The sequence below is a fragment of the Citrobacter sp. MGH103 genome (assembly GCF_001034475.2).
GTDB classification, from domain to species: Bacteria; Pseudomonadota; Gammaproteobacteria; order Enterobacterales; family Enterobacteriaceae; genus Citrobacter; species Citrobacter freundii.
In genome coordinates this window covers 1,754,219-1,779,043 of sequence record NZ_CP073043.1, presented here as the reverse complement: position 1 = coordinate 1,779,043, position 24,825 = coordinate 1,754,219, and the positions used below count along the sequence as shown (strand labels likewise).

The 24,825-nt window shown below is 53.2% G+C and carries 26 protein-coding genes; 12 read left to right on the top strand and 14 right to left on the bottom strand.

Annotation, left to right across the window (positions count from 1 at the left end; genetic code table 11):
- The first annotated feature begins 62 nt into the window (after window positions 1-62).
- Together mlrA and SK33_RS08375 are read left to right on the top strand one after the other, a co-directional pair.
- Complete coding sequence (gene mlrA / locus SK33_RS08380; RefSeq protein WP_003027351.1) at window positions 63-794, top strand: HTH-type transcriptional regulator MlrA; 732 nt, start codon at window positions 63-65, stop codon at window positions 792-794.
- Between the two features lie 51 nt (window positions 795-845).
- On the top strand, window positions 846-953 hold the full coding sequence (locus SK33_RS08375; RefSeq protein ID WP_003027354.1) for a protein YohO: 108 nt from the start codon (window positions 846-848) through the stop codon (window positions 951-953).
- Here SK33_RS08375 and SK33_RS08370 read toward each other — a convergent pair.
- The 5 genes from SK33_RS08370 to bglX all read right to left on the bottom strand — a co-directional run bounded on the left by SK33_RS08370 (window position 934) and on the right by bglX (window position 7,181).
- Entirely contained in the window at window positions 934-1,665 is a 732-nt protein-coding gene (locus tag SK33_RS08370) for an ABC transporter permease (RefSeq protein WP_048218229.1), read from the bottom strand. The genes SK33_RS08375 and SK33_RS08370 overlap by 20 nt on opposite strands.
- Entirely contained in the window at window positions 1,649-2,596 is a 948-nt protein-coding gene (locus tag SK33_RS08365; protein WP_048218230.1) for an ABC transporter ATP-binding protein, read from the bottom strand. Before SK33_RS08365 ends, SK33_RS08370 begins: the two co-directional genes overlap by 17 nt.
- Complete coding sequence (locus tag SK33_RS08360) at window positions 2,589-3,755, bottom strand: ABC transporter permease (protein ID WP_048218231.1); 1,167 nt, start codon at window positions 3,753-3,755, stop codon at window positions 2,589-2,591. Before SK33_RS08360 ends, SK33_RS08365 begins: the two co-directional genes overlap by 8 nt.
- A gap of 15 nt (window positions 3,756-3,770) precedes the next feature.
- Window positions 3,771-4,688: a glycine betaine ABC transporter substrate-binding protein OsmF gene (osmF, locus tag SK33_RS08355; RefSeq protein ID WP_003840148.1), complete on the bottom strand. Its 918-nt coding sequence runs from the start codon at window positions 4,686-4,688 to the stop codon at window positions 3,771-3,773.
- Between the two features lie 195 nt (window positions 4,689-4,883).
- Window positions 4,884-7,181: a beta-glucosidase BglX gene (bglX, locus tag SK33_RS08350; protein ID WP_049015356.1), complete on the bottom strand. Its 2,298-nt coding sequence runs from the start codon at window positions 7,179-7,181 to the stop codon at window positions 4,884-4,886.
- A 232-nt stretch (window positions 7,182-7,413) separates the two neighbouring features.
- Between bglX and dld the strand changes: the two genes are divergently transcribed.
- Complete coding sequence (gene dld, locus SK33_RS08345; RefSeq protein ID WP_048218232.1) at window positions 7,414-9,123, top strand: D-lactate dehydrogenase; 1,710 nt, start codon at window positions 7,414-7,416, stop codon at window positions 9,121-9,123.
- A 64-nt stretch (window positions 9,124-9,187) separates the two neighbouring features.
- On the opposite strand, the gene pbpG is transcribed toward dld, so the two are convergent.
- Window positions 9,188-10,135: a D-alanyl-D-alanine endopeptidase gene (gene pbpG / locus SK33_RS08340; protein WP_003027363.1), complete on the bottom strand. Its 948-nt coding sequence runs from the start codon at window positions 10,133-10,135 to the stop codon at window positions 9,188-9,190.
- 180 nt (window positions 10,136-10,315) lie between these two features.
- The gene (locus SK33_RS08335; RefSeq protein WP_003840142.1) at window positions 10,316-10,903 is read right to left on the bottom strand and encodes a Yip1 family protein; all 588 of its coding nucleotides are present in this window, start codon (window positions 10,901-10,903) and stop codon (window positions 10,316-10,318) included.
- A 242-nt stretch (window positions 10,904-11,145) separates the two neighbouring features.
- On the opposite strand from SK33_RS08335, the gene SK33_RS08330 reads away from it, so the two are divergent.
- Window positions 11,146-11,715, top strand: coding sequence for a DedA family protein (locus SK33_RS08330; protein ID WP_016150646.1), 570 nt, complete (start codon window positions 11,146-11,148; stop codon window positions 11,713-11,715).
- A gap of 37 nt (window positions 11,716-11,752) precedes the next feature.
- Here SK33_RS08330 and mdtQ read toward each other — a convergent pair whose 3' ends face one another.
- Complete coding sequence (gene mdtQ / locus SK33_RS08325; protein ID WP_048218233.1) at window positions 11,753-13,192, bottom strand: multidrug resistance outer membrane protein MdtQ; 1,440 nt, start codon at window positions 13,190-13,192, stop codon at window positions 11,753-11,755.
- Window positions 13,193-13,361: 169 nt separating this feature from the next.
- Here mdtQ and SK33_RS08320 point away from each other — a divergent pair, with 169 nt between their 5' ends.
- Window positions 13,362-14,096, top strand: a complete 735-nt coding sequence (locus tag SK33_RS08320; RefSeq protein ID WP_048218234.1) for a class I SAM-dependent methyltransferase — start codon at window positions 13,362-13,364, stop codon at window positions 14,094-14,096.
- A 70-nt stretch (window positions 14,097-14,166) separates the two neighbouring features.
- Window positions 14,167-14,250 carry a small membrane protein YohP gene (gene yohP, locus SK33_RS26720; RefSeq protein WP_015572324.1) on the top strand — a complete coding sequence of 28 codons (84 nt, stop codon included), beginning with the start codon at window positions 14,167-14,169 and terminating at the stop codon, window positions 14,248-14,250.
- A gap of 68 nt (window positions 14,251-14,318) precedes the next feature.
- Here the strand turns inward: yohP and dusC are convergent, their stop codons facing one another.
- The 6 genes from dusC to mhbT all read right to left on the bottom strand — a co-directional run bounded on the left by dusC (window position 14,319) and on the right by mhbT (window position 20,304).
- Window positions 14,319-15,257 carry a tRNA dihydrouridine(16) synthase DusC gene (gene dusC / locus SK33_RS08315; protein ID WP_048218235.1) on the bottom strand — a complete coding sequence of 313 codons (939 nt, stop codon included), beginning with the start codon at window positions 15,255-15,257 and terminating at the stop codon, window positions 14,319-14,321.
- Window positions 15,258-15,318: 61 nt separating this feature from the next.
- Entirely contained in the window at window positions 15,319-16,512 is a 1,194-nt protein-coding gene (locus SK33_RS08310; RefSeq protein WP_046670064.1) for a 3-hydroxybenzoate 6-monooxygenase, read from the bottom strand.
- A 14-nt stretch (window positions 16,513-16,526) separates the two neighbouring features.
- Window positions 16,527-17,171, bottom strand: coding sequence for a maleylacetoacetate isomerase (gene maiA, locus SK33_RS08305; RefSeq protein ID WP_048218237.1), 645 nt, complete (start codon window positions 17,169-17,171; stop codon window positions 16,527-16,529).
- 8 nt (window positions 17,172-17,179) lie between these two features.
- Window positions 17,180-17,881 (bottom strand): fumarylacetoacetate hydrolase family protein, encoded by a 702-nt coding sequence (locus SK33_RS08300; RefSeq protein ID WP_048218238.1) that lies wholly within the window; start codon window positions 17,879-17,881, stop codon window positions 17,180-17,182.
- Between the two features lie 15 nt (window positions 17,882-17,896).
- Window positions 17,897-18,934 (bottom strand): gentisate 1,2-dioxygenase, encoded by a 1,038-nt coding sequence (gene gtdA, locus SK33_RS08295; protein ID WP_003840127.1) that lies wholly within the window; start codon window positions 18,932-18,934, stop codon window positions 17,897-17,899.
- An 11-nt stretch (window positions 18,935-18,945) separates the two neighbouring features.
- A complete protein-coding gene (mhbT, locus tag SK33_RS08290; RefSeq protein WP_003027377.1) occupies window positions 18,946-20,304 on the bottom strand; it encodes a 3-hydroxybenzoate transporter MhbT in 1,359 nt (452 codons plus the stop codon).
- A gap of 126 nt (window positions 20,305-20,430) precedes the next feature.
- Between mhbT and SK33_RS08285 the strand changes: the two genes are divergently transcribed.
- The 6 genes from SK33_RS08285 to SK33_RS08260 all read left to right on the top strand — a co-directional run bounded on the left by SK33_RS08285 (window position 20,431) and on the right by SK33_RS08260 (window position 24,690).
- Window positions 20,431-21,339: a LysR substrate-binding domain-containing protein gene (locus SK33_RS08285; RefSeq protein ID WP_003840122.1), complete on the top strand. Its 909-nt coding sequence runs from the start codon at window positions 20,431-20,433 to the stop codon at window positions 21,337-21,339.
- A gap of 131 nt (window positions 21,340-21,470) precedes the next feature.
- The gene (locus tag SK33_RS08280; RefSeq protein ID WP_003027379.1) at window positions 21,471-21,869 is read left to right on the top strand and encodes a CidA/LrgA family protein; all 399 of its coding nucleotides are present in this window, start codon (window positions 21,471-21,473) and stop codon (window positions 21,867-21,869) included.
- The gene (locus tag SK33_RS08275; RefSeq protein WP_003027380.1) at window positions 21,866-22,561 is read left to right on the top strand and encodes a CidB/LrgB family autolysis modulator; all 696 of its coding nucleotides are present in this window, start codon (window positions 21,866-21,868) and stop codon (window positions 22,559-22,561) included. Before SK33_RS08280 ends, SK33_RS08275 begins: the two co-directional genes overlap by 4 nt.
- 148 nt (window positions 22,562-22,709) lie before the next feature.
- The gene (gene cdd / locus SK33_RS08270; RefSeq protein WP_048218239.1) at window positions 22,710-23,594 is read left to right on the top strand and encodes a cytidine deaminase; all 885 of its coding nucleotides are present in this window, start codon (window positions 22,710-22,712) and stop codon (window positions 23,592-23,594) included.
- A gap of 134 nt (window positions 23,595-23,728) precedes the next feature.
- Window positions 23,729-24,448 carry an outer membrane permeability protein SanA gene (gene sanA / locus SK33_RS08265; protein WP_003027383.1) on the top strand — a complete coding sequence of 240 codons (720 nt, stop codon included), beginning with the start codon at window positions 23,729-23,731 and terminating at the stop codon, window positions 24,446-24,448.
- A gap of 2 nt (window positions 24,449-24,450) precedes the next feature.
- Complete coding sequence (locus tag SK33_RS08260; protein WP_003027385.1) at window positions 24,451-24,690, top strand: DUF2542 family protein; 240 nt, start codon at window positions 24,451-24,453, stop codon at window positions 24,688-24,690.
- Window positions 24,691-24,825 lie beyond the last annotated feature (135 nt).

Genomic DNA, 24,825 nt, shown 5'->3' with positions numbered 1-24,825 from the left:
CCTGGTTCGCAAAAGAGCGTCTAAAGTAAAACTGGGACCTCGCAAGCATAAGTGAGACGACGATGGCGCTTTACACAATAGGTGAAGTGGCTTTGCTTTGTGATATCAACCCTGTCACTTTACGTGCGTGGCAGAGGCGTTACGGATTACTGAAACCGCAACGGACAGACGGCGGACATCGCCTGTTTAACGACGCGGATATCGATCGGATCCGTGAGATAAAACGCTGGATCAACAACGGTGTCCAGGTCAGCAAGGTTAAAATGTTGCTCAGCAATGAGAGCATTGATGTGCATAACGGTTGGCGTGAACAACAAGAGACGCTGTTGAGCTATTTGCAAAGTAATAATCTGCATAGCCTCAGACTGTGGATCAAAGAGCGTGGTCAGGATTATCCCGCACAAACGCTCAACACCCATTTATTCATTCCGTTACGCCGACGTCTGCAATGTCAGCAGCCGATCCTCCAGGCGTTACTGGGGATCCTCGACGGCGTACTGATCAACTACATCGCGATTTGTCTTGCCTCAGCACGCAAGAAACAGGGCAAAGATGCTCTGGTGGTTGGCTGGAACATTCAGGATACGACCCGCTTATGGCTGGAAGGTTGGGTCGCCAGCCAGCAGGGGTGGCGCATTGACGTCCTTGCCCATTCGCTGAACCAACTGCGACCGGAGCTGTTTGAAGGTCGCACCTTGCTTGTCTGGTGCGGCGAGAACCAAACGCCCGCTCAGCAACAGCAGCTGAATGAATGGCGCGCGTTGGGTCACGATATTTATCCACTCGGTATTTAATATTCTATTAACAAACGTGTACAATCCTTGAATTCACATAAGGAGTGCATAATGAGCGCAGCTAAAATCGGTGTCATTACCCTCTTCCTGCTGATGGCCATCGGCGGTATCGGCGGCGTCATGCTGGCAGGTTATACCTTTATTTTACGTGCCGGGTAAGATGTCTCGCTAATTTCTCAAAACCGCGGTCAACAATTACCGCTGCCAGCGCGACCAACAGCGCCCCCTGAATTACATAGGCGGTATTGAACCCACTCAGCCCGATAATAATCGGCGTACCCAGCGTGTTCGCTCCAACGGTTGAGGCGATGGTTGCGGTGCCTATATTAATAATCACCGACGTGCGAATCCCGGCCAGAATAACCGGGGCCGCCAGCGGTAACTCTACTTTACGCAGCCGTTGCCCCTGACTCATGCCCATTCCACTGGCAATATCCATCACGCTGGAAGAAATGCCGCCAAGTCCCGCCAGGGTTGCCTGCAAGATCGGTAATACCCCATACAGGATCAGCGCAATAATTGCCGGTTCAGGACCAAATCCCATCACCGGTACAGCGATCGCCAACACCGCAACTGGCGGAAATGTCTGCCCCACGGCGGCAATCGTTTCCACTATCGGCCTGAATTCCGCGCCCCAGGGTCGGGTTACCGCAATTCCCGCCCCAACGCCAATAATGATGGCGATCAGGCTTGAAATCCCCACCAGAGAAAAATGGGCCAGCGCCAACGCCGTAAAACTTTCCTGCTGATACACGGGACGTGGCAGCTCAGGAAACAGCGAACTAAACAGGGTCTGACTGTGAGGCAATCCAACCAACAGGATCAGAAACAACGCAACAAGCCACAGCAGTGGATCAGCAAGACGTTTCACGGGTCGGCATCTCCGAAAGCAAATCGCGAAAATGGAGCGTTCCGCAGGGTAACCCCTGCAGCGTCACGACCGGTAAAACGTCGCAACCGCGCGCCACGAACACCGATAACGCATCACGAAGCGTCATCTCATCCACCAGCGGCTCGCCGTCTGAGTGTTCTCCGCGACGGATAAAATCGCCTACCGTACGCAGCGACAACAGCCGTACGCCCAGTTCACTGCGGCCAAAAAAGGTTTGTACGAAATCATTCGCTGGCGCAGTGAGCATCGACAGCGGCGTGCCTTGCTGCACGACCTTTCCTGCATCCATCAGCACCAGATGCTCCGCCAGCCTTAGCGCCTCGTCGATATCATGCGTCACCAGCACAATGGTACGCCCGAGCAGACGGTGAATACGCGTCATCTCCTGCTGCAGCGCACCGCGGGTGACCGGGTCCAGCGCGCCAAAAGGCTCATCCATCAATAGCACCTGCGGATCTGCCGCAAGGGCACGCGCAACCCCGACCCGCTGCTGCTGTCCGCCGGAAAGCTGATGCGGATAACGGTGGCGCAAACTTTCCTCAAGACCCAGCAGCGCCATCAGTTCGTCTGTTCGGTCATCAATACGTGAGCGCGACCACTTTTGCAGTTGCGGTACGGTGGCGATGTTCTGTGCGACGGTCCAGTGGGGAAACAAGCCAATAGACTGAATCGTGTACCCCATGCGCCGTCGTAGCTCCAGCACCGGCAGGCTACGAATTTCTTCTCCGGCAAAGCGGATCTGCCCGCTGTCGTGTTCAACCAGCCGATTGATCATCTTTAGCGTGGTGGACTTCCCCGAACCTGACGTGCCGATTAGCACCGAAAAGCTGCCCTCCCCTAACTGCAGGTTAAGGTCATCAACGGCTTTTTGCTGACCATAGGTTTTACTGACCTGGCGAAATTCAATCATTATTCGATACCTTTAGCAGCGCGAGACCTAAATCAAACAGCGCATCAATCAACACTGCCAGCACAACGACCGGGATCACGCCCAACAGCACTAAATCGACGGCGCTACTGAGCAATCCCTGAAAGACCAGCGCGCCAAATCCCCCTGCGCCAATCAGCGCAGCAATCACCGCCATTCCCACGGTTTGCACCATCACCACGCGCAAACTGCGTAAGAAGACAGGCAGCGCCAGGGGAAATTGCACCGAGACAAACCGTTGACGCGCGCTCATCCCCATAGCCCGGGCGCTTTCCAGCACATCGCGCGGAACCTGATTCAACCCAGCCACAACGCCACGTACCAGCGGTAACAACGCATACAGCACCAACGCAATAAGCGCAGGCGTCATACCGGTTCCCGCGACGCCGAACTTGCCCAATAAAGGAAAGTGCTTCACCAACCCGGCAAGCGGCGCAATTAACAGGCCAAACAGCGCGACGGAGGGAATGGTCTGGATGATGTTCAGTAGTGCAAATACCGGCCCCTGACGGGCGACAGAGAAAGCACACCAGATGCCCAGTGGCACACCAATAAGCAGCGCGGGCACCACGGTAGCGAACAGAATTGTCAGATGCTGCGCCAGGGCGTCGTTGAAGATATCCTGGCGGTTGGCATATTCTTTAAGCAGGGATAGATCGTTAAACGTGCCGGAGAACAAAAGCACCAGCGGCACAATGAATATTTGAGCATGCAGCGCCCAACGCCACAGTGCCTGAGCGGTGATGCGACGAATAGCGTCACTGGCGGCCAGCAGCATCAGCCCCACGCCCAACCAGAATCCACTGCCCAGACTGGTTCTGGCCAGCGGACTCCCTGTCTTCGCCAGATACGTTGCCGTTGTACCTGCGGTTACCAGTGCGGCGATCACCAACAGTTGGCAAACGATAAGCGCCAATATATTGCCGGACCTTCCCGGTACAACGCTCAGAAGACACAGCAGCAAACAGGCCACCGCCAATCCCCATGCCGTGTCGTAGCTGATATCCCAGAGTTGACGACCTTCGCCGGACACCAGACGATTAGGTGCATAGCTAATGAAAGGCAGCGCTGCCGCCGCGAAAGTAAGAAGCACCAGCAGCAACAGCACCCGATTGACTGAAATATTCGACAAAACACCCACCCGCTGCAAACGCCGTTACTTCACCCATCCTTTTTGCTTCAGGTAATCTGCTGCGACTTTTTTCGCATCCAGTCCCTCCACGGCAATGCTGGCATTCAGTTGTTGCAACGTTTTTTCATCCAGGCTGGCAAATACCGGTTGCAGCCACTCTCCCATTTGCGGATAGTCTTTTAGCACCGACTCACGTACGACGGGTGCTGGCGCATAAATGGGCTGGACACCTTTTGGATCGCTTAAAGTTTGCAGACCGAGCGCCGCAACCGGGCCATCGGTGCCATAAGCCATCGCCGCATTGACTCCGGAGGTCTGCTGCGCCGCCGCTTTAATCGTCACCGCGGTATCTCCCCCAGCCAGCGACAACAGCTGATTTTGATTCAGTTTGAAATCATAAGCTTTTTCAAACGCAGGCAGCGCGTCAGCCCGTTCGATAAATTCAGCAGAGGCGGCAAGTTTGAACGTTCCTCCGTCCTTCAGGTAACGGCCTAAATCAGCAAGGGACTCAAGTTTGTTCTTTTGCGCAACATCCTGGCGTACTGCAATGGTCCAGGTGTTGTTGGCGGGTGCAGGGGTTAGCCAGACCAGCTTATTTTGCTCTGCATCCAGCTTTTTCACTTTGTCGAATCCAGCCTGCGCATTTTTCCACGCGGGATCATTTTCATCTTTAAAAAAGAATGCGCCATTACCGGTATATTCCGGATAAATATCCAGCTCACCGGAGGTGATTGCCCCACGCACCACTGGGGTGGTACCAAGCTGTATTTTATTGACGGTTTTCACGCCATGGCTTTCGAGCACCTGCAAAATAATGTTGCCGAGCAGCGCCCCTTCGGTATCTATTTTTGAACCGACCGTGACGGGTGACGCGGCCTGTAAGGGTAGGCTTATCGCAGCTAACAGCGCCAGCGAACCCACCGATACTTTTGAGATTATCATGCTGTACTCCTCATCCTTTTGCGGCCCTTTTCAGAGACTTGAGGAAAAAGCATAGTCGAAAAATCAGGGCTTAACCTGGCAATTGGGGAGTAAGAGAGGGATTCGTTAGCAATAACGTGATGAGAAATAAGAAGCAGACGCGGCGCATACACCTAAAGATAAAGGCCGGAAACCCGGCCTTTACTCGCTAATCAATTACAGCAGTTCAAATTCGCCCTGCTTCACTCTGGCGGAATCCACGCCGATGAAAACGTTAAATTTGCCAGGTTCTGCATCGTATTGCATACGCTGATTCCAGAACTTCAGCGCGTCAATGTCAATCGGGAAGCTGACAGTCTGGGTTTCACCCGGCTTAAGATTCACTTTCTCAAAACCTTTCAGCTGTTTTACCGGACGACTCATGGAAGCGGTCACGTCCTGCAAGTACATCTGAATCACCGTCGCACCTTCGCGCTTGCCGGTGTTGGTCACCTGCACGCTGGCCGTCACGGTCCCGTCACGCTTCATCGTTGGAGAAGAGAGCTTCACATCAGAAACCGTGAACGTGGTGTAACTCAGGCCATAACCAAAGGGATACAACGGACCATTCGCTTCATCAAAGTAGCGCGACGTGTACTTGTTCGGCTTATCTGCGTTATACGGGCGACCGGTATTGAGATGGCTGTAATAGACCGGGATCTGTCCGACAGAGCGCGGGAAAGACATCGGCAGCTTGCCTGACGGGTTGTAATCGCCAAACAGCACATCGGCGATGGCGTTACCGCCTTCCGTCCCGGCAAACCAGGTTTCGAGGATCGCATCGGCCTGTTGATCTTCTTTAACCAACGCCAGCGGACGTCCGTTCATCAGTACCAGAACCAGAGGTTTACCGGTGGCTTTCAGCGCGGCAATCAGGTCACGCTGACTCTGTGGAATAGTGATATCGGTGCGGCTGGAAGCTTCATGCGCCATACCTTGCGCTTCGCCGACTACCGCAACCACCACGTCAGACTGCTTCGCTGCGTTCACGGCTTCATCGATCATCGCCTGCGGCGAGCGCGGGTCAACCTTCACCGCCTCTTCATACAGATTGAGGAAATCGACAATGCCTTTGTCGTTGGTGATATTCGCCCCTTTGGCGTACAGCACTTTGCCCTGATCGCCGACGGCATTTTTAATCCCCGTCAGTACCGTTACCGACTGATCGGCAACACCGGCAGCGGACCAACTGCCCATCACATCACGCTTGCTGTCGGCCAACGGACCGACGACTGCCACGGTGGCGGATTTTTTCAGCGGCAACGTTTCCAGACGGTTTTTCAGCAGCACCAGGCTTTCTCGCGCTACTTCACGCGCCTCTTTACGGTGCAAACGGCTTTCCGCGTTGGTGTCCTGTGGGTCAGATTCTTTGGCCCCCAGATGACTGTACGGATCGTTAAACAGCCCCATATCATATTTCACGTTAAGCACGTGGCGCGCGGCGTCATCCAGCTCCGCCATCGTCACTTTGCCGGATTTAATCAAGCCCGGAAGATATTTGCTGTAATACTCATCGCTCATACTCATGTTGATGCCGGACTTGATCGCCACGCGCACCGCATCTTCAGGATCGGAGGCGGTACCGTGCTTAATCAGTTCTTTGATCGCACCGTGATCGGAAACGGTGATGCCCTTAAAGCCCCACTCATCACGCAGCACGTCTTTTAACAGCCATGCATCTGAGGTTGCAGGCGTACCGTTTAGCGAATTAAGTCCTACCATTACCGCACCGCTACCAGCGTCCAGCCCGGCTTTATACGGCGGCATATAGTCGTTGAACAGACGCTGTGGGCTCATATCGACGGTGTTATATTCCTTGCCACCTTCAACCGCGCCATAAGCGGCGAAGTGCTTGACGCTGGTCATCACCGAATAGCGATCCGCCGGGCTTTTACCCTGCATCGCTTCAACCATGGTTTTACCCATCGTAGCCGTTAAATACGTGTCTTCACCAAAACCTTCTGAAGCACGGCCCCAACGCGGATCGCGAGAGACATCGACCATTGGCGCCCAGGTCATATTCAGACCATCATCGGCGGCTTCATACGCGGAAATACGGCCAACGGTTCTGACCGCATCGAGATTAAAAGAGGACGCCAGGCCGAGACTTATCGGGAACACGGTACGTTGGCCGTGCAATACGTCGTAGGCAAAAAAGAGAGGAATTTTCAGGCGGCTGAGTTCCATCACTTGATCCTGCATTTTGCGGATATCCTGGCGCGTGACGGTGTTAAAAATTGCCCCAACCTGCCCGTCTTTGATCATCTCGCGGATGGCTTCTTTCGGGTTATCAGGCCCGACGCTTATCAAGCGTAGTTGCCCAATTTTCTCATCCACGGTCATCTGTTTAAGTAAATCGGTAACGAATGCATCCCGCGCTTCTGGCGTCAGAGGATGGTTACCAAACAGCGTGTCCGCCTGCGCTGGTTGCAACGCCAGACTCACCGCGACACCTACAGAACATAGCCATTTCATGTTGATTCTCTCTTTATTTTTTCCCGACGAGGCAGCGAAAATATAACAAAAACCGCAGTTTGCCGTAAGACTAAACGGGAGCGATAAAGAAAGCTAAGGTTATTCTCCTAATTTTCAAAACCAGCGCAAATCATTAGAAGACGAACCAGAGACAATATGAATGAGAAAGCGTATTGTCATACAAAGCGCTATGCTTGTTCCTGATATTGAGTCCCACCACAAGGAGTGGAGAATGTCTTCCATTACAACAGATAATAAAGCTTTCCTGAATGAACTGACCCGTCTGGTTGGTCATTCTCACCTGCTCACTGAACCTGCTAAAACAGCCCGCTATCGCAAGGGATTCCGCTCCGGCCAGGGCGAAGCGCTCGCCGTCGTGTTCCCCGGCTCGCTTTTAGAGCTGTGGCGCGTTCTCAATGCTTGCGTCGCCGCAGATAAAATTATCCTGATGCAGGCCGCCAATACCGGCCTGACCGAAGGCTCTACGCCGAGCGGAAATGATTACGACCGCGAAATTGTCATTATCAGCACCCTGCGCCTGGATAAACTGCACGTCATCGGCAAAGGCGAACAAGTGCTGGCTTATCCCGGTACAACGTTGTATTCGCTGGAAAAGGCGCTCAAACCGTTTGGCCGTGAGCCACATTCTGTGATCGGGTCATCCTGTATTGGCGCTTCGGTAATTGGCGGCATTTGCAACAACTCCGGCGGCTCGCTGGTACAGCGCGGCCCGGCATATACCGAGATGTCGCTGTTTGCGCGTATTGACGAACAAGGTAAATTGCAGCTGGTCAACCATCTGGGTATCGAGCTGGGCCAGACCCCGGAACAGATCCTGAGCAAACTTGATGACGAGCGGATTAAAGATGACGATGTCCGCCACGACGGGCGACACGCGCACGATCACGACTATGTCACCCGCGTCAGAGATATTGAGGCGGACACGCCCGCCCGCTATAACGCCGATCCGGATCGCTTGTTTGAATCATCCGGTTGTGCAGGTAAGCTAGCGGTTTTCGCCGTGCGTCTGGACACCTTCGAAGCCGAAAAAAATCAGCAGGTCTTTTACATCGGTACCAATCAGCCTGAAGTGCTGACGGAAATCCGCCGTCATATTCTGGCAAAATTCGAGCACCTGCCGGTCGCTGGTGAATATATGCACCGCGATATTTACGACATCGCCGAGCAATATGGCAAAGATACGTTTCTGATGATCGACAAGCTCGGCACCGACAAAATGCCGTTCTTTTTCACCCTGAAAGGTCGCACCGATGCGATGCTGGAAAAAGTGAAAATTTTCCGTCCGCATTTCACCGACCGGGCAATGCAGAAATTTGGTCATTTGTTCCCCAGCCACTTACCGGCACGCATGAAAAGCTGGCGCGATAAGTACGAGCATCACCTGCTGTTAAAAATGGCCGGTGGCGGCGTGGCTGAAGCACAAAACTGGCTCAGCGAATATTTCAAAACCGCTGAAGGCGACTTCTTTGCCTGTACCCCAGAAGAAGGCAGCAAGGCGTTTTTGCATCGCTTTGCGGCGGCTGGCGCGGCGATTCGTTATCAGGCCGTACATGCTGATGAAGTAGAAGATATTCTGGCGCTGGATATCGCGCTGCGTCGTAACGACACCGAATGGTATGAGCATCTGCCGCCAGAAATCAACAGTCAACTGGTGCATAAGCTCTATTACGGTCACTTTATGTGCTATGTATTCCATCAGGATTACATCGTGAAAAAAGGCGTGGATGCACATGCGCTAAAAGAGCAGATGCTGGAGCTTCTGCACGAACGCGGAGCACAGTATCCGGCAGAGCATAACGTCGGACATCTGTATAAAGCACCGGAAACATTAACCCGTTTTTACCGCGAGAATGACCCCACCAACAGTATGAATCCGGGTATTGGTAAAACGAGTAAGCAAAAGTTCTGGAAAGAATCGTAGGCCCGATAAGCGTAAGCGCCATCGGGCACGTTGCCGGGGGCGCTTCGCTTGGCCAGCCTACGGTTTAATCGTTTTGCGCGGTTTGCTCACCCGTAGCTGAACCTGCCGCCGCCATCTGCGCCGCTTTTTGCTTTTTGTAGCTCAGCGCTGCCGCCGGAACCGGCATCACCTTGCCGGTTTCAATCCAGGTGCGTAAACGGCTGGCATCGGCAAAGTGGGTATATTTACCGAACGCATCCATCACCACCAGCGCCACCGGTTTGTTATTGATCACGGTGCGCATCACCAGACAGTGGCCTGCCGCATTGGTAAATCCGGTTTTGGTTAACTGAATATTCCAGTTATCGCGGTATACCAGATGGTTGGTGTTACGGAATGGCAGCGTATAAGCCGGGTTGGCAAAGGTCGCCATATCTTCACGCGTAGTGCTTAACTGGCCAATCAGCGGATACTGCTTGCTGGCGATCAGCAGCTTGGTTAAATCACGAGCTGTCGAGACGTTATGAATCGATAAGCCGGTTGGTTCCACAAAGCGTGTCTGAGTCATGCCGAGCGCTTTCGCTTTGGCATTCATGGCTTTAATAAACGCGTTATAACCGCCAGGGTAATGATGCGCCAGACTGGCTGCCGCACGGTTTTCTGACGACATCAGCGCCAGCAGCAGCATGTCTTTACGGCTAATTTCACTGTTCAGTCGCACACGAGAGTAGATGCCTTTCATTTCCGGTGTCTGACTGATATCAACTTTCAGTTTCTCATCCAACGGCAGTCGTGCATCAAGCACCACCATCGCGGTCATTAACTTGGTAATCGACGCAATCGGACGCACAAGGTCCGGGTGGTTCGAATAGATAACTTTGTTGGTATTCAGATCAACAATCATCGCGCTACCGGACGCTATCTCAGGTTGAGAAGCCGCTGCGGTAGTTGCCGTTTTCGCCACGGCTTGGGGTGCAAAAGGAACGGCCAGCACCAGGGCAAGGCTTAATAATGAAACTCGGAATTTCAGCATGATGAGATTTCTGATAATGGTTCACGCACGTCACAACGCACACCGCCAGAGACTAAGTATTATCTCAAGCTAGCTCAGGCATCATAGCGATCCGGCAGGTTTGCCGCCACAGGAGAATCGTCTCGAAATGCTGCGTTGCTGACTTTTACGTCAACAACGCAGCGCAGACAGGTTTATCCGTCAGAATAATCGGTAGCCGTAACCCCACAGGATTACCGTAATAGCCAGCAGAACTTCCAGTACCAGCACACCGATCGCCAGCGTCGAACTGGAAAAACTTAACCCTTCCTCGCGTGTGATATTCAGGAACGTAGGTATACCGAGATAAAGTAAATAGCCGGTGTAAAACAACGCGATGGTCCCCACCAATGCGCACAGCCAGACCAGCGGATAAAGTGCGACCAGTCCGCTTAAAAACAGCGGCGTCGCGACATATCCTGCAAAAACCATACAATGCGCCAGCGATGGGCGCTGCGGGTAATTACGCGCCATCCACCAGATAACCCGTCCCATGACGGCGACGCCCGCCAGCATCACCCCGTAAAACAGAATTGCCATCGCAAATCCGGTCAACAGAGACAGCTTCAGGATATTGCCATCGCCAAAATTCCAGCCGATTTGCGTGGTGCCGATAAATGCGCAAACCACCGGGATTGCCGCCATCAGCAGTACATGGTGGGTATAGTGATGCGAAACGCTTTCGTTTTCGCTGTTGATCACGTGCATTTCACGATCGGGATGGGAAAACAGCCCCCAGACATGGTTCATACCGCCCCCTTGTTGTCAGCTCCGGACCTCAACACTTCAAGTATAATTCAGCTTTTGATTATTTTATGTACACAGAAAAAATACCGAAGCGCCGGGTAAAAAGTTTGTTCAGGCGTAGGCATGATAAGCGAAGCGCCATCAGGCATTGGAGAGCTGAGCGACCTTAAGCGCTACTACGCGGCTTTTCCGGCATCAAACAATCATAGGGTGTATGCTATTAGCAGTGGAGGTCATACAATCGTATGGATATAAATCATTATGTTGCGCAATACGGCTATGCTGCGTTAATCATCGGCAGTCTGGCGGAAGGCGAAACCATTACCCTGTTAGGCGGCGTTGCGGCGCATCAGGGCGTCCTGAAATTTCCCCTGGTGGTACTCTCGGTCGCGCTGGGCGGGATGATTGGCGATCAGTTGCTTTATTTACTCGGACGTCGTTTTGGCGGCAAAATTTTACAGCGTTTCTCGCGCCACCAGGCGAAAATTGATTACGCACAGAAGATGATCCAGCGACGTCCTTACCTGTTTGTGGTCGGTACGCGCTTTATGTACGGCTTTCGCGTTATTGGTCCCTTACTGATTGGCGCCAGTCACCTGCCGCCGAAGATCTTTTTACCGCTAAATATTCTTGGCGCGTTTGTCTGGGCATCGTTATTTACTACCCTGGGCTACATCGGTGGTGAAGTGATAGCGCCGTGGCTGCACAGCCTTGACCAGCATATCAAGCATGGCATCTGGCTGGTGCTGGTTATCGGGATTGTCGCGGGCGTCCGCTGGTGGATGAAACGGCGAAGCACGCGTAAAGCGCAATGAAGATGGCCCGACAGCGGAACACCGTCGGGCCGATTAATCAGGACGCGTGATAACCGCCGCCCAGCGCACTGGTCAACTGAATTGAGGCATCCAGCCATTGGCCCTGCAAAAGCAGACCGTTGCACTGCTCACGTAATGCCGGGATCTTTGCCTCGCTGACCCTGGAGCCCGCAATAATACCCGCATTAAAGCGCGCCTGAGCCAGCCCCACTACGCGCTGAGCGTCATGTTCAATCTGCTGCTGATGCTGATTTTTCTGCGCTAATGTTTCTACCTGCGATGCAGCACGTGCCACGTCATTCACCGCATCCACCACCGCTTTGTTGTAATTCGCCACCGTCAGGTTGCTTTGCGCTTTCGTTATGTCGAGATTCGCGTTCAGCCTGCCGCTGTCAAAGATAGGCAGTGTCAGCCCGGCGGTTACGCCCATTTGCTGCGCGGAATGGCGGAACAGGTCACTCAGATGTAACGCATCCTGTTGTAAAAATGCCATCAGATTCACATCGGGATAAAACGCCGCTTTCGCCGCATCAATGCTGCTCAGTGATGACTCAATGTACCAGTGCGCCGCCTGTAAATCCGGGCGGCGGGCCAGTAGCGAGTAACCCAATTGTGACGGGAGCTGGCTTTCGACCGCGGGCAGTGGGGTCGAATGGAGCTTCAGGGCCGTGGACTGGGCATTGGTCAGCGCGCTCAGCCGTGCTTCAATCACCTTCATTTTGCCGCTGACATCATTCAACTGCTGCTCTGTTTTGCTGGAATCAATATCGGTTTCAACGCCTTCCACTGAAGAAGTTAGACCGTTTTGATACAACTGACGATCGACGGTTATCACATTTTGCTGCTCGCTCTCGATTTGCGTCAGTACGGTTTTCAGCGCCGCCTGCGTCTGCCATTCCCAGTAAAGGCGGGAGACACCGCTCGCCAGCAGCTGCCGGGTTTGCTCGCGCTCAGCCTCACGTGCCTTAACGGCCCCAATACGCGCCGTCACTTCAGCCCGATTTTTACCCCACAGATCCAGATTCCAGCCAGCGGTTAAACCAAAGGTTCCATTGGTGTACCATGGTCCTGTTGTTCCGGCGGCCGGATCGGTAATGGCAAACGGTCCCATCAGACCCTCAGCTGACATTCTCTGACGCTCAACGTCTGCGGAGAAGTCGATCTCCGGGCCATCCTGTGCTTCCACGGCCTTAGCCTGCGCCTCCGCCAGTTGAATGCGCTGTTCCGCTACCTGCATATCAGGAGAATTTCGCAACGTGCTGTCAATCAACGCATTAAGTTGTGGGTCGTGATATGCCCTCCACCACTGGTTGTCCGGCCAGCCATTTTTTAACGCGGCAGGCAATGTGGTATCGACATTCGCAGCAGGGGTCTGCTGTGACAGAGACTGGCGGTCATCATGCATAGGCGCACAGCCTGCCATCAGAACAAAAAGCGGCAACAATGCCGTGGTGATAAACACAGAATTACGATTCATGGAGATATACAGGTAAGAAAAGATGTGCAGAGATTACGACTTGTCGCTTTTGCTTTTTTAGTTACGCGTGGCAATACATCTTTGGCAATAAAAATATAAAATCAGAAAAATATACACCTCGCGAATAATATAGGTTAAATAGTTTTAATAATTAATGGATGGAGATTTTATGTCACAGAATATCTATGACGATCCTGAGTTCTTTGCTGGATATGCCACACTGGATCGTTCAGTAAAGGGGCTCGACGGCGCGCCAGAATGGCCGACAATACAAGCGATGCTCCCCTCTCTTCAAGGCAAAAAAATTCTTGATTTGGGCTGTGGATATGGCTGGTTTTGCCGCTACGCGCGCGATAATCAGGCTGCCAGTGTAGTGGGACTGGATATTTCACAAAAAATGTTAACTCAGGCGCACAGTATGACGCAGGGTAATGGCATCGTTTATCAGCGTGAAGATCTTGAAACGCTTACCTTGTCCCCAAATTCCTTTGATCTGGTTTATAGCTCGCTTGCCTTGCACTATTTGCACGATATAGAACGATTATTCGTAACCATTTACCAGTCATTAACACCGGGAGGCATGTTGGTTTTCTCTGCTGAGCATCCAATTTATACCGCACCGCTTAACCAGGGCTGGATCAAAGATAAAACCGGGCAACTCTCCTGGCCGATTAATCATTATCAGCAGGAAGGTGAGCGCATCAGTAACTGGTTTGCTGAGGGCGTCAAAAAACAGCACCGTAAGCTGGCGACCTGGATTAATGCGCTGATTGGGGCCGGATTCGACATGGTTTGTGTCGATGAATGGGGACCTTCCGCGCAACAGATTGCTGAAAACCCAGCGTTAGATGAAGAAAAAGAGCGGCCGATGGTGTTTCTGCTCAGCGCACGTAAACCAGCATAACAGCGCCTCCAGGCAGAATGATTAATACTTTCCTATACTCAATCTGAACTTACCAAAAAAAGGAAAGTTAATGAAAATTCTGCTGTGGGTTATTCTGATTATTTTTCTGATTGGACTGTTGGTGGTAACAGGCGTGTTTAAGATGATTTTTTGATATTGCTGCCTATCAGCCAGCCCGGATAAGGCATTAGCATTTAATCCGGTCTGGCGCATCAGCTGTGTTCAAAGGGTAATAGCCTGAATCGCACGCGCGATATCCGGCGAATTGTTTAACGCACGAATTTCCTGAAACAGCGCGGTTGCCTCTGAATATTCTTTTCGCAGATACCCTAACCACTGCTTAATCCGCGCTACATGATACAGCCCGGTGTCCCCCTGCTTTTCAAGACGGGTATATTTTTGCAACAGCATCACGACATCAGGCCACGGCATACGCGGCTCGTTGTATTTCACCACGCGGCTCAGGTTTGGAATATTTAATGCGCCACGTCCGATCATCACCGCATCGCATCCGCTGATGGCCATACAATCCTGGGCGCTCTGCCAGTCCCAGATTTCGCCATTCGCGATAACCGGAATAGTCAGTCGCTGGCGGATCTCGCCAATCGCCTGCCAGTTGATATGTTCTGCCTTATAGCCCTGTTCCTTGGTTCGACCATGTACCGCCAGTTCGCTGGCGCCAGCCTGCTGCACGGCATCGGCAATTTCAAACTGCCGATCGCTGTTATCCCAACCCAGACGCACTTTCACCGTCACCGGGAGATGAGCCGGGACCGCCTCGCGCATAGCTTTTGCGCCCCGGTAGATAAGCTCAGGCTCTTTCAGTAACGTTGCGCCACCGCCGCTGCCGTTCACCAGCTTCGACGGACAACCACAGTTCAGATCGACACCGTACGATCCCAGTTCTACCGCACGCGCCGCATTCTCCGCCAGCCACTGCGGGTACTGCCCCAACAGCTGAATGCGAACCAACGTGCCGGATGGCGTCCGGCTGTTGTTATGCAGTTCCGGGCAGAGTCGATGAAATACTTTTGCCGGCAGGAGCTGATCCACCACGCGCACAAACTCGGTGATGCACAGATCGTAATCATTCACTTCAGTCAGCAGCTCGCGCACCAGTGAGTCGAGCACGCCTTCCATCGGCGCCAGTAAAACACGCATATCGTCACCCGTAAAAAAAGAGGCGCTATGGTAGCGCCTCCGTTCGGGAGATTAAAGAGGCTCAGCGTGGCAGCAGGCAGTTATCTTCTTTCCAGCCGTATAACCATTCCATACCGCGATAAAATTCCGCCTGCGATTTGTCTTTCCACAACAGATTACGCACCTGACGCTCGACGCCTGCGGCATGGTAGACGCGTCCCATTTCGCGCGTTGACCAGACGATGCGTGCGGTACGCGGAATACGCACCGACTCATACAGCGCAAAGGCATCAGCCGCATCGCCGTCACACTGCTGTAACGCTTTACCTAGCGTGACAGCATCTTCCAGCGCCATACAGGCTCCTTGCGCCATATATTGCGCCACCGGGTGCGCGGCGTCGCCCACCAGCGTGATGCGGTCGGTTCCCCATTTCTCTACCGGCTCACGATCGGCGGTTGACCAGCGCCGCCATGACGTCGGTTTATCCAGCATCTGACGCGGACGCGCATGGATCCCGGCAAAATAGGAGAGCACTTCCTCTTTACTGCCATCCTTCACGCCCCACTCTTCCTGCTGACGACTGTGGAAGGTCACCACCAGGTTGTACTGTTTGCCGCCGCGCAGTGGATAGTGCACCAGGTGACAATGCGGTCCGGCCCACAATACCGGCGCGTTAATGCGCAAATCTTCCGGCATATCATCACAATCAATCACGGCGCGATAAACGACGTGCCCGGTAACGCGTGGCGCATCGCCAATCAGAGACTGACGAACAACCGACTTCACGCCGTCACAGCCCACCAGAATATCCGCCGTCCAGCTGTTGCCGTGCTCGTCAAAGACCGTCACGTCATTCTCTGTCTGGCGAATATCAACCACGTTAGTTGAAGTGCGATACTCAACGTTAGGATGCACCAGTGCCGCTTCCCAAACGCTGGCGTGAATATCAACCCGATGGATAACCGCATAAGGACCGCCAAAGTGATCGCGGAACGCCTGCCCGGTTTCTATCCGTACTACCTCTTTCGCATTTACCGCATCCATCATCGTGATGTGGTCGGTAAAAACGGCGCGTTGACGGGCAACTTCCCCCACGCCAAGGCTGTCCAGAGCAGAGAATGCATTCGGCCCGAGCTGAATACCCGCGCCAATTTCACCAATTTCGTGCGCTTTCTCCAGCAACATCACTTTAATGCCCTGACGGGCCAGCGATAGCGCGGTCGCCGCGCCGCCAATCCCGCCACCCACGATAATTGCGCGTGTCACTTTAGCCATTGTCGTTATCCTTATCAGGCTGGAATTTTGTCTTGTTGATTCTCGGGCGCGGCGGCGATAAACGCCGGAAGCTGGGTACAGGCATCATATACCGCCTTACAGCGTGGATATCCGCTCAGATCGCAACCCATCCGCAACGCGTTTGCCCACTGCGGGATCAGACAGCAATCCGCCAGCGTCGGTACGTCCCCCACGCAAAACGTCCCCGAGTGACTCTGGCGCAACATCTGTTCCACCGCGCTTAACCCTTGCTGGATCCAGTGGGCATACCAGCGTTTTTTATCTTCTTCACTGACCTTTAGCTCTTCGCTCAGGTAGCGCAGCACCCGTAGATTGTTTACAGGGTGAATATCGCAGGCGATGGCATAAACGATTTCCAGCACCTTACTACGCGCCGGGAAATCGGCGGGCAGCAGCGGCGACTGTGGAAAGTGGCCATCCAGCCAGTCGGTTATCGCCAGAGACTGCCCGAGTGATTCTCCGTCATCGGTCACCAGCGTCGGCACCAGTCCCACCGCATTCATTCGCCGGTAGGCCAGTTCGTTCTGCTGACCAATGCGAATATTGACGCCCACCGTCTGGTAATCGAGCCCCTTCAGCGCCAGCGCAATGCGTACACGATATGACGCGGAGCTATTAAAGAAACTGTACAGCTTCATTATCCACCTCAGACAATCTTCACGGCGATGGGGGTTAAACCGTCTACGTTTCCGGTGATCACATCCCCTTTCACTACCGCCCCTACGCCTTCGGGTGTACCGGTGTAGATCAGATCGCCTGGCTGCAGTTCGAAAAAGCCTGACAGATAGCTGATGGTTTCATTCACAGACCAGATGAGGTGGCGAATATCGCTACGCTGGTGATCGTCGCCGTTGACCTGCAACCAGATTGGCGCATGGTTAACATCCACACTTTCGCTGGCTTTATGCAACGGCGCGATGGGCGCGGAGAGATCAAACGCTTTGCCGATTTCCCATGGACGCCCCATCTGACGCATCTCCATCTGCCGGTCACGGCGGGTCATATCCAGACCGGTGGCATAGCCCCAGATATATTCGTGCGCTTTTTCCAGCGGAATATCGCTGCCCTTTTTACCAATCGCCACCACCAGCTCTATCTCATAGTGATAGTTATCGGTCTGCGATGGGTACGGCAGTTCAAGGATCTGACCAGTTGCCACCGGGACTACCGCATCAGCAGGTTTACAGAAGAAGAACGGGGGTTCGCGATCCGGATCAAAGCCCATTTCACGCGCATGAGCGGCATAGTTACGGCCCACACAATAAACGCGGCGTACGGGAAATTGTTCATCACTACCAACCACCGGAACGGTAACAGGCGCTTGTGGTTCGAATACATATTGCGTCATTTTCTCTCTCCCAAATTAATAGCGTGCTTCACGGAACAGCCCCAGCGCTTCCTGAACCGGTCTGTCCGAAAAACTGAATAAGACGGTATCTTCGTGGGTCTGGAACGACACGCCGTGCCAGGTCGGCACCACAAAAATATCTTTTGGCGAAAAGTTGAAGGTCTCGTTACCGATGGTGACCTGCCCACTTCCTTCCACCACGTGATAGATAGTGCTGTCAGTGGTACGCGCCATTCGTGAGGAAAAGCCCTGCGGCAACAGTTGCAGGAAGGTTCCCATCGAAGGCATGGGATAACCGCCGGTTACCGGGTTGACGTAACGCATCTTGTAACCGTCCCACTCATCGGCGTCGCCCATACGGGTCAGGTCATGTAGCGCTTCACGGCTGCGATCGTAGCGATAGTTAAAAATCGGCGATGAGTTACCCTTCTGATGGCGCAGCGGCAGCATATTGGCCGCGTAGCGCGGTAAGTAATCCCCTTCCTGGCGCGTGACCGGCTGCTGATCTTCCGGGTAGTCTTCCGCAAAGCCGCAGCCCAGCAGGTTCACCAACGGCAGATCCAGACCGTCCAGCCACACCACCGGTTCACTGCCCGGGTTGCCGTGATCGTGCCAGCGCCACTGCGGCGTCAGAATAAAATCGCCTTCATGCATCTGGGTGCGCTCGCCATCCACAGCGGTAAATGCCCCTTTCCCTTCGACAATAAAGCGCAGCGCAGACTGGTTGTGGCGGTGACTCGGCGCAACCTCGCCCGGCATAATTAACTGCAATCCTGCGTACAGCGTTGGGGTGATTGAAGACTGTCCGCGCAACATTGGGTTTTCCAGCACCAGCACGCGGCGAATCGCCTCTTTCGCGCCAATCAGATCGCCACTTTCTAACAGCAGAGGGCGGATCTCCTGATAGTTCCAGTACGCAGGCGCGCAATGTGCGTTCGGTGTTGGCGGCACCAGGCGGTGCAGCGACTCCCACAGAGGGGTCAGATTCTGCCCGGAAATATGCTGGTAAAACTGCTGACGGCTGTTCTTAACATCCTGATTCAGTTCAGACATAGGGATTCTCCTTATTCATTCACAACACCTGCGCGAGGCAGCGTATTTGAGGCAGAGGCCGACTGGCGGATAACAACCGTCAGCAGCGTAAGCATCACCGCGCTGATGGCCGCCGGGACGGCAATAATGAAAAACAGGTTATCGAATGAGAAATTCATCGCCATCATCACGCCGCCAGAAAGCGAGCCGACAATCGCGCCGCAGCGCCCCACCGCATTAGACCAGCTGACGCCCGTCGCCCGGCTTTGTGTCGGATATAGCGTGGCGGTTAACGCATTTAGACCAACCTGAGAACCGCTGATACCAATGCCGGTGCCAAAAATAGCCAGAGCCATCAACCACAGACCGTTCTCGCTCAGGCCAATCATGACGATGCACACTGCGCCCAGTGCATAACTCACGGCCAGCACGCGGAAAGGATTGTATTTATCCATCAGCACGCCCAGCGCCAGCGCCCCCAGCGTTCCTCCAATCTGGAAGGCGGCAGTTACCCATGAGGCATGCTGCAGATCAATTCCACGATGGTTTAACAGCGTTGGCATCCAACTGGAAAGCAAATAAATAATCAGCAAGCTCATAAAGAACACTACCCATAGCATCAGGGTAATAGGCAGCTGTCGCCCGACGAACAACTGGCGAATGCTTCCTTTAGCAATCGCGGTGCCCTCGTTGAGATAAAAATGGGTAGTGTCATAACGTTCCCGGGTGATGGCGCTAACGGTTCTGGCAATCACGTTTTGCGGCAGTTGGCGACGAACCTGCCAGCGCGGGGATTCCGGAAGCGCAAACAGCAGAGCCACAAACAGCATGAGTGGTAGAACGCCTCCCAGCACCAGAATGCCGTGCCAGCCAATGACCGGCACCAGTTGCGCGCTCACAATTCCACCCATCGCCGACCCCAGGGTAAATCCACAAAACATCATGGTCACCAGCGCGCCACGCCGCCGCGCTGGCAGGTACTCTGACGTCATGGTGATGGTATTTGGCATCGCGCCGCCCAGACCTAACCCGGTAAGAAAGCGCAAAATAACCAGCGTTTGTAGATCGGGAGAAAAAGCCGAAATCAGGCTCAGGGCGCCGAACAGCGCCACGCAGAGTTCAATCACCCGTTTGCGGCCAAAACGGTCAGACAATGGGCCGCAGAGCAATGCGCCAGCGGTTAGCCCCAACAGGCCTGCGCCAAACAACGGCGCCAGATCGCCGGCAGTCAGCTGCCAGTGAGTACGAATGTCGGGAGCGATAAAGCCAATAGCTGCGGTATCAAATCCGTCGAGCATGACGACCAGAAAACAGCAAATGATAACGCGCCACTGGGTCTTACCGACGGGAGCGGAATCGATCAGTGCTTGTAGATCACGTTGATGAGTCATAGTGAATGCCTCAGTGCAGGTAGAGTAGATGTCTGTTTTGTTTTAGGTATGTTGCGACTTTGTATGTTTGGAGATGAAATGTACAATGGCTTTTCATGCAGAGGCATAACCTGGAGGTTATAGCAAATGGCAAATTGGGCGCAGAAACTTAAGTTGCAACACCTGCAAACGCTTATCGCGCTGGGCGAACAGGGAAATCTGACTCACGTCGCACGGATGATGAATATCACCCAGCCAGCGTTGTCAAAATGGTTATCACAGCTCGAAGATGAGATTGGCATCACCCTCTTTGAACGTCATAGCAAAGGCTTGCGTCCTTCCGAAGGCGGCAAACTGCTACTGCAGCATGCCCAACGCCTGCTCAATGATATGGAACGTTCGCAATATGAAATCGCCCGTTTTAAGCAAGGCGGCCTGGTGGGAAGTCTGAAGATTGGCTGCTCACCCGTGGCGACCGACTGCGTTTCACTGGCAATACTGGGTTTGCTCAAAGAGTTGCCAACCCTGAACCTTAATATCGAAGAGAAAGTGATGACCCCGCTGCTGCACGATCTGCTCGCGGGTTCGGTGGATGTCGTCGTCGGTCGCGTCGGTGGCCGGGCGCTTCAGTTGCCGCTCAATTACCAGGTGCTGTATACCGAGCCGGTCTGTTTCGTCGCCCGTCCCGATCATCCCTTGGCAAAATATCCCTTGCTCACCTGGCACGATCTGGCGAACTGGCGCTGGATTGTCTGGCCGACAGGAACCCCTATCCGGATAAGCATTGATAACGCGCTGGTTGATAACGGCGTCATGTTGCCGGAAAACATCATTGAATCGGCGTCGATCAACGTCAGTACCAACCTGCTGCAAAGTAGCGATATGATCTCTATTCTTTCTTTGCGTCTGGCACAACGGTATGCCGCCCAGGGACAGCTGGCTATTCTGAATCTGCCGAAGATTGAACAAAAAGGCAGCGTCGGCGTATTCTGGCGCAACAACGAAACACCTACTACCGCCCTGAATCGTTTTTTGTATTATCTGGCACAGGCTTAGCGCGGAGAGTTAGGGCCATCGCCCGATGTTCCAGATATCTATTTCCTCTATGCTTAGAATTCATGATGTGATCGGTAGCACGTTTTTAAGTTTAATTGTATGATGAATCAGTCTCGTCAAGGGTTTCAACTATGAGCAAAGCACTGAACGTTATCTGGCAATATTTGCGCGCATTCGTCCTGATTTATGCCTGCCTCTACGCAGGTATTTTTCTTGCGTCGCTACTTCCTATCACCATTCCGGGCAGCATTATCGGCATGCTGATTCTGTTTGTCTTACTGGCTTTGCAGGTGTTACCGGCAAAATGGGTTAACCCTGGCTGCTACGTGCTGATTCGTTATATGGCCCTGCTGTTTGTCCCGATTGGCGTGGGGATCATGCAGTACTTTGACCTGCTCCGCGCACAATTTGGTCCGGTAGTGGTGTCCTGTACCATCAGTACGCTGGTCGTTTTCCTGGTGGTGAGCTGGAGCTCGCACATTGTGCACGGTGAACGCAAAATCGTTGGGCAAAAAGGGTCTAAAGAATGATGTCGTATATCTGGTGGTCGTTACCTCTTACGCTGGCGGTATTTTTTGGCGCACGTAAGCTGGCTGCACGATTTAAAATGCCGCTATTGAACCCGCTGCTGGTTGCCATGGTGGTGATTATTCCCATTCTGCTGCTGACCGGCATTCCCTACGATCACTATTTCAAAGGCAGCGAAGTACTGAACGATTTACTGCAACCTGCCGTGGTCGCGCTGGCCTATCCGTTATACGAACAGCTGCACCAAATTCGCGCCCGCTGGAAATCAATCATTGCTATCTGTTTTGCCGGGAGCGTTGTGGCAATGGTAACAGGTACAACAATCGCTTTGTTGATGGGCGCATCACCGCAAATTGCCGCGTCTATCATGCCAAAATCGGTCACCACGCCTATCGCTATGGCCGTGGGAGGCAGTATTGGCGGCATTCCGGCTATCAGCGCCGTGTGCGTTATTTTTGTCGGTATCCTCGGGGCAGTATTTGGTCATACGTTGCTTAATGCGATGCGCATTCGCACCAAGGCCGCTCGGGGGCTGGCAATGGGCACCGCGTCGCACGCCCTGGGTACCGCACGCTGTGCAGAACTGGACTACCAGGAAGGCGCGTTTAGCTCTCTTGCGCTGGTTATTTGCGGCATTATCACCTCGTTGGTTGCCCCATTCCTGTTCCCGATTATTCTGGCGGTGGTGGGTTAACCTTCATTTTTTAGCTATTTATTTGCGATGCGTTGCACATTTTTCATTTAAGTTTCATAAGTTGCATACGTAATGGGATTTAGATCACATATAAAGCCATAACAGGTCCGTAAACTACGATTCCATTACATTGTTATGAGGCATCGCCATGCATCCACGTTTTCAAACTGCTTTTGCCCAACTCGCGGATAACTTGCAATCAGCCCTGGCCCCTGTTCTGGCGGATGCGCATTTCCCCGCCATGCTGACTGCTGAGCAGGTCTCTTTGCTGAAACGCGAATCGGGACTGGACGAAGACGCGCTGGCATTCGCTCTGCTGCCGCTGGCTGCGGCCTGCGCACGTACTCCACTGTCCAATTTCAACGTTGGGGCTATTTCTCGCGGCATCAGCGGCAACTGGTACTTCGGTGGGAACATGGAGTTCCTGGGCGCAACCATGCAGCAAACTGTTCATGCCGAGCAAAGCGCTATCAGCCACGCCTGGCTGCGCGGTGAAAAAGGGCTCGCTGCCATCACCGTCAACTACACGCCGTGCGGCCACTGTCGCCAGTTTATGAACGAACTAAACAGCGGACTGGATTTACGTATTCATCTGCCGGGACGTGCGCCACACGTGCTGCGCGATTATCTGCCAGATGCCTTCGGCCCGAAGGATCTGGAGATTAAAACGCTGCTGATGGACGATCAGGATCACGGCTTCGCACTGCAGGGCGATGCGTTGACCCAGGCAGCAATCACCGCAGCCAACAGATGTCATATGCCGTACAGCAAATCCCCAAGTGGCGTGGCGCTGGAGTGTAAAGATGGTCGTATTTTTAGCGGCAGCTATGCTGAAAATGCCGCTTTTAACCCAACCCTGCCACCACTGCAAGGCGCGTTGAACCTGTTGAATCTGAACGGTTATGATTATTCAGATATCCAACGCGCCGTGCTGGCTGAAAAAGCCGATGCGCCGTTAATTCAGTGGGATGCGACATCTGCCACGCTGAAAGCACTGGGCTGCGACAATATAGAGCGCGTGCTACTCGACTAAGTCGTGTTGCCCGATGGCGTAACGTCATCGGGCAACAGTGACTAAAATCCCCTCAATCAGATTACTGTTTCTTGCGCTACGTCTTCCGGTACAGTAGCCTGATTGAAATTCCATCCAAATAACGAGTTTTCTGCATGTTAAAGCGCGTGTTTTACAGCCTGTTAGTCCTGCTGGGCTTGCTGCTTTTGACTGTGCTTGGACTCGATCGGTGGATGAGCTGGAAGACTGCTCCCTACATTTACGACGAACTGCAGGATTTACCCTACCGCCAGGTAGGAGTGGTTCTGGGCACGGCGAAGTATTACCGCACCGGCGTCATCAATCAGTATTACCGCTACCGCATTCAGGGCGCATTGAACGCCTATAACAGCGGGAAGGTAAACTATCTGCTGTTAAGCGGCGACAACGCACAGCAAAGCTACAACGAACCCATGACGATGCGTAAAGATCTGATTGCCGCAGGCGTCGATCCCGCTGACATCGTGCTTGATTACGCCGGGTTCCGAACGCTCGACTCCATCGTGCGTACCCGTAAGGTGTTCGATACCAACGATTTCATCATTATTACCCAGCGATTCCACTGTGAACGTGCCTTGTTTATTGCGCTCCATATGGGTATCCAGGCCCAGTGCTACGCCGTACCTTCGCCAAAAGATATGCTCACCGTGCGGGTACGTGAATTTGGCGCCCGTTTTGGCGCACTTGCCGATCTCTACATTTTTAAACGTGAACCCCGCTTTTTAGGCCCACTGGTCCCTATCCCAACCATGCATCAGGTACCGGACGATGCACAGGGATATCCGGCAGTCACGCCTGAACAACTGCTCGAATTACAAAAGAAACAAGGAAAATAAGCATGGATGTACAAACCCTTTTCGTCGTGTTGGCCTTTCTGCTCATTCCCGTGTTTTGTTTTCGTGAAGCCTGGAAAGGCTGGCGCTCGGGAGCCGTAGATAAAATTAAAAAGAATGCGCGCGAACCGGTTTTCGCTTATCGCAATCAAGAGCCGCTGCAATTTTGGTCTTACGTACTGGTTTATGCTGGATGCGGGTGCTTATCCTTCGGTATGGTTATTTACTTAGTTTTTTATCGATAACGCATTTGCCTTTATATTAGCGTTTGAGAATAGCTAATATTTTGATAATAGTTACCATTTCAAGATAAGGGATTAATGCTGCCCGTCAGCATTTCCCTCAAACTATCTTCTATTTGTGAATCCTTTCACAGAATA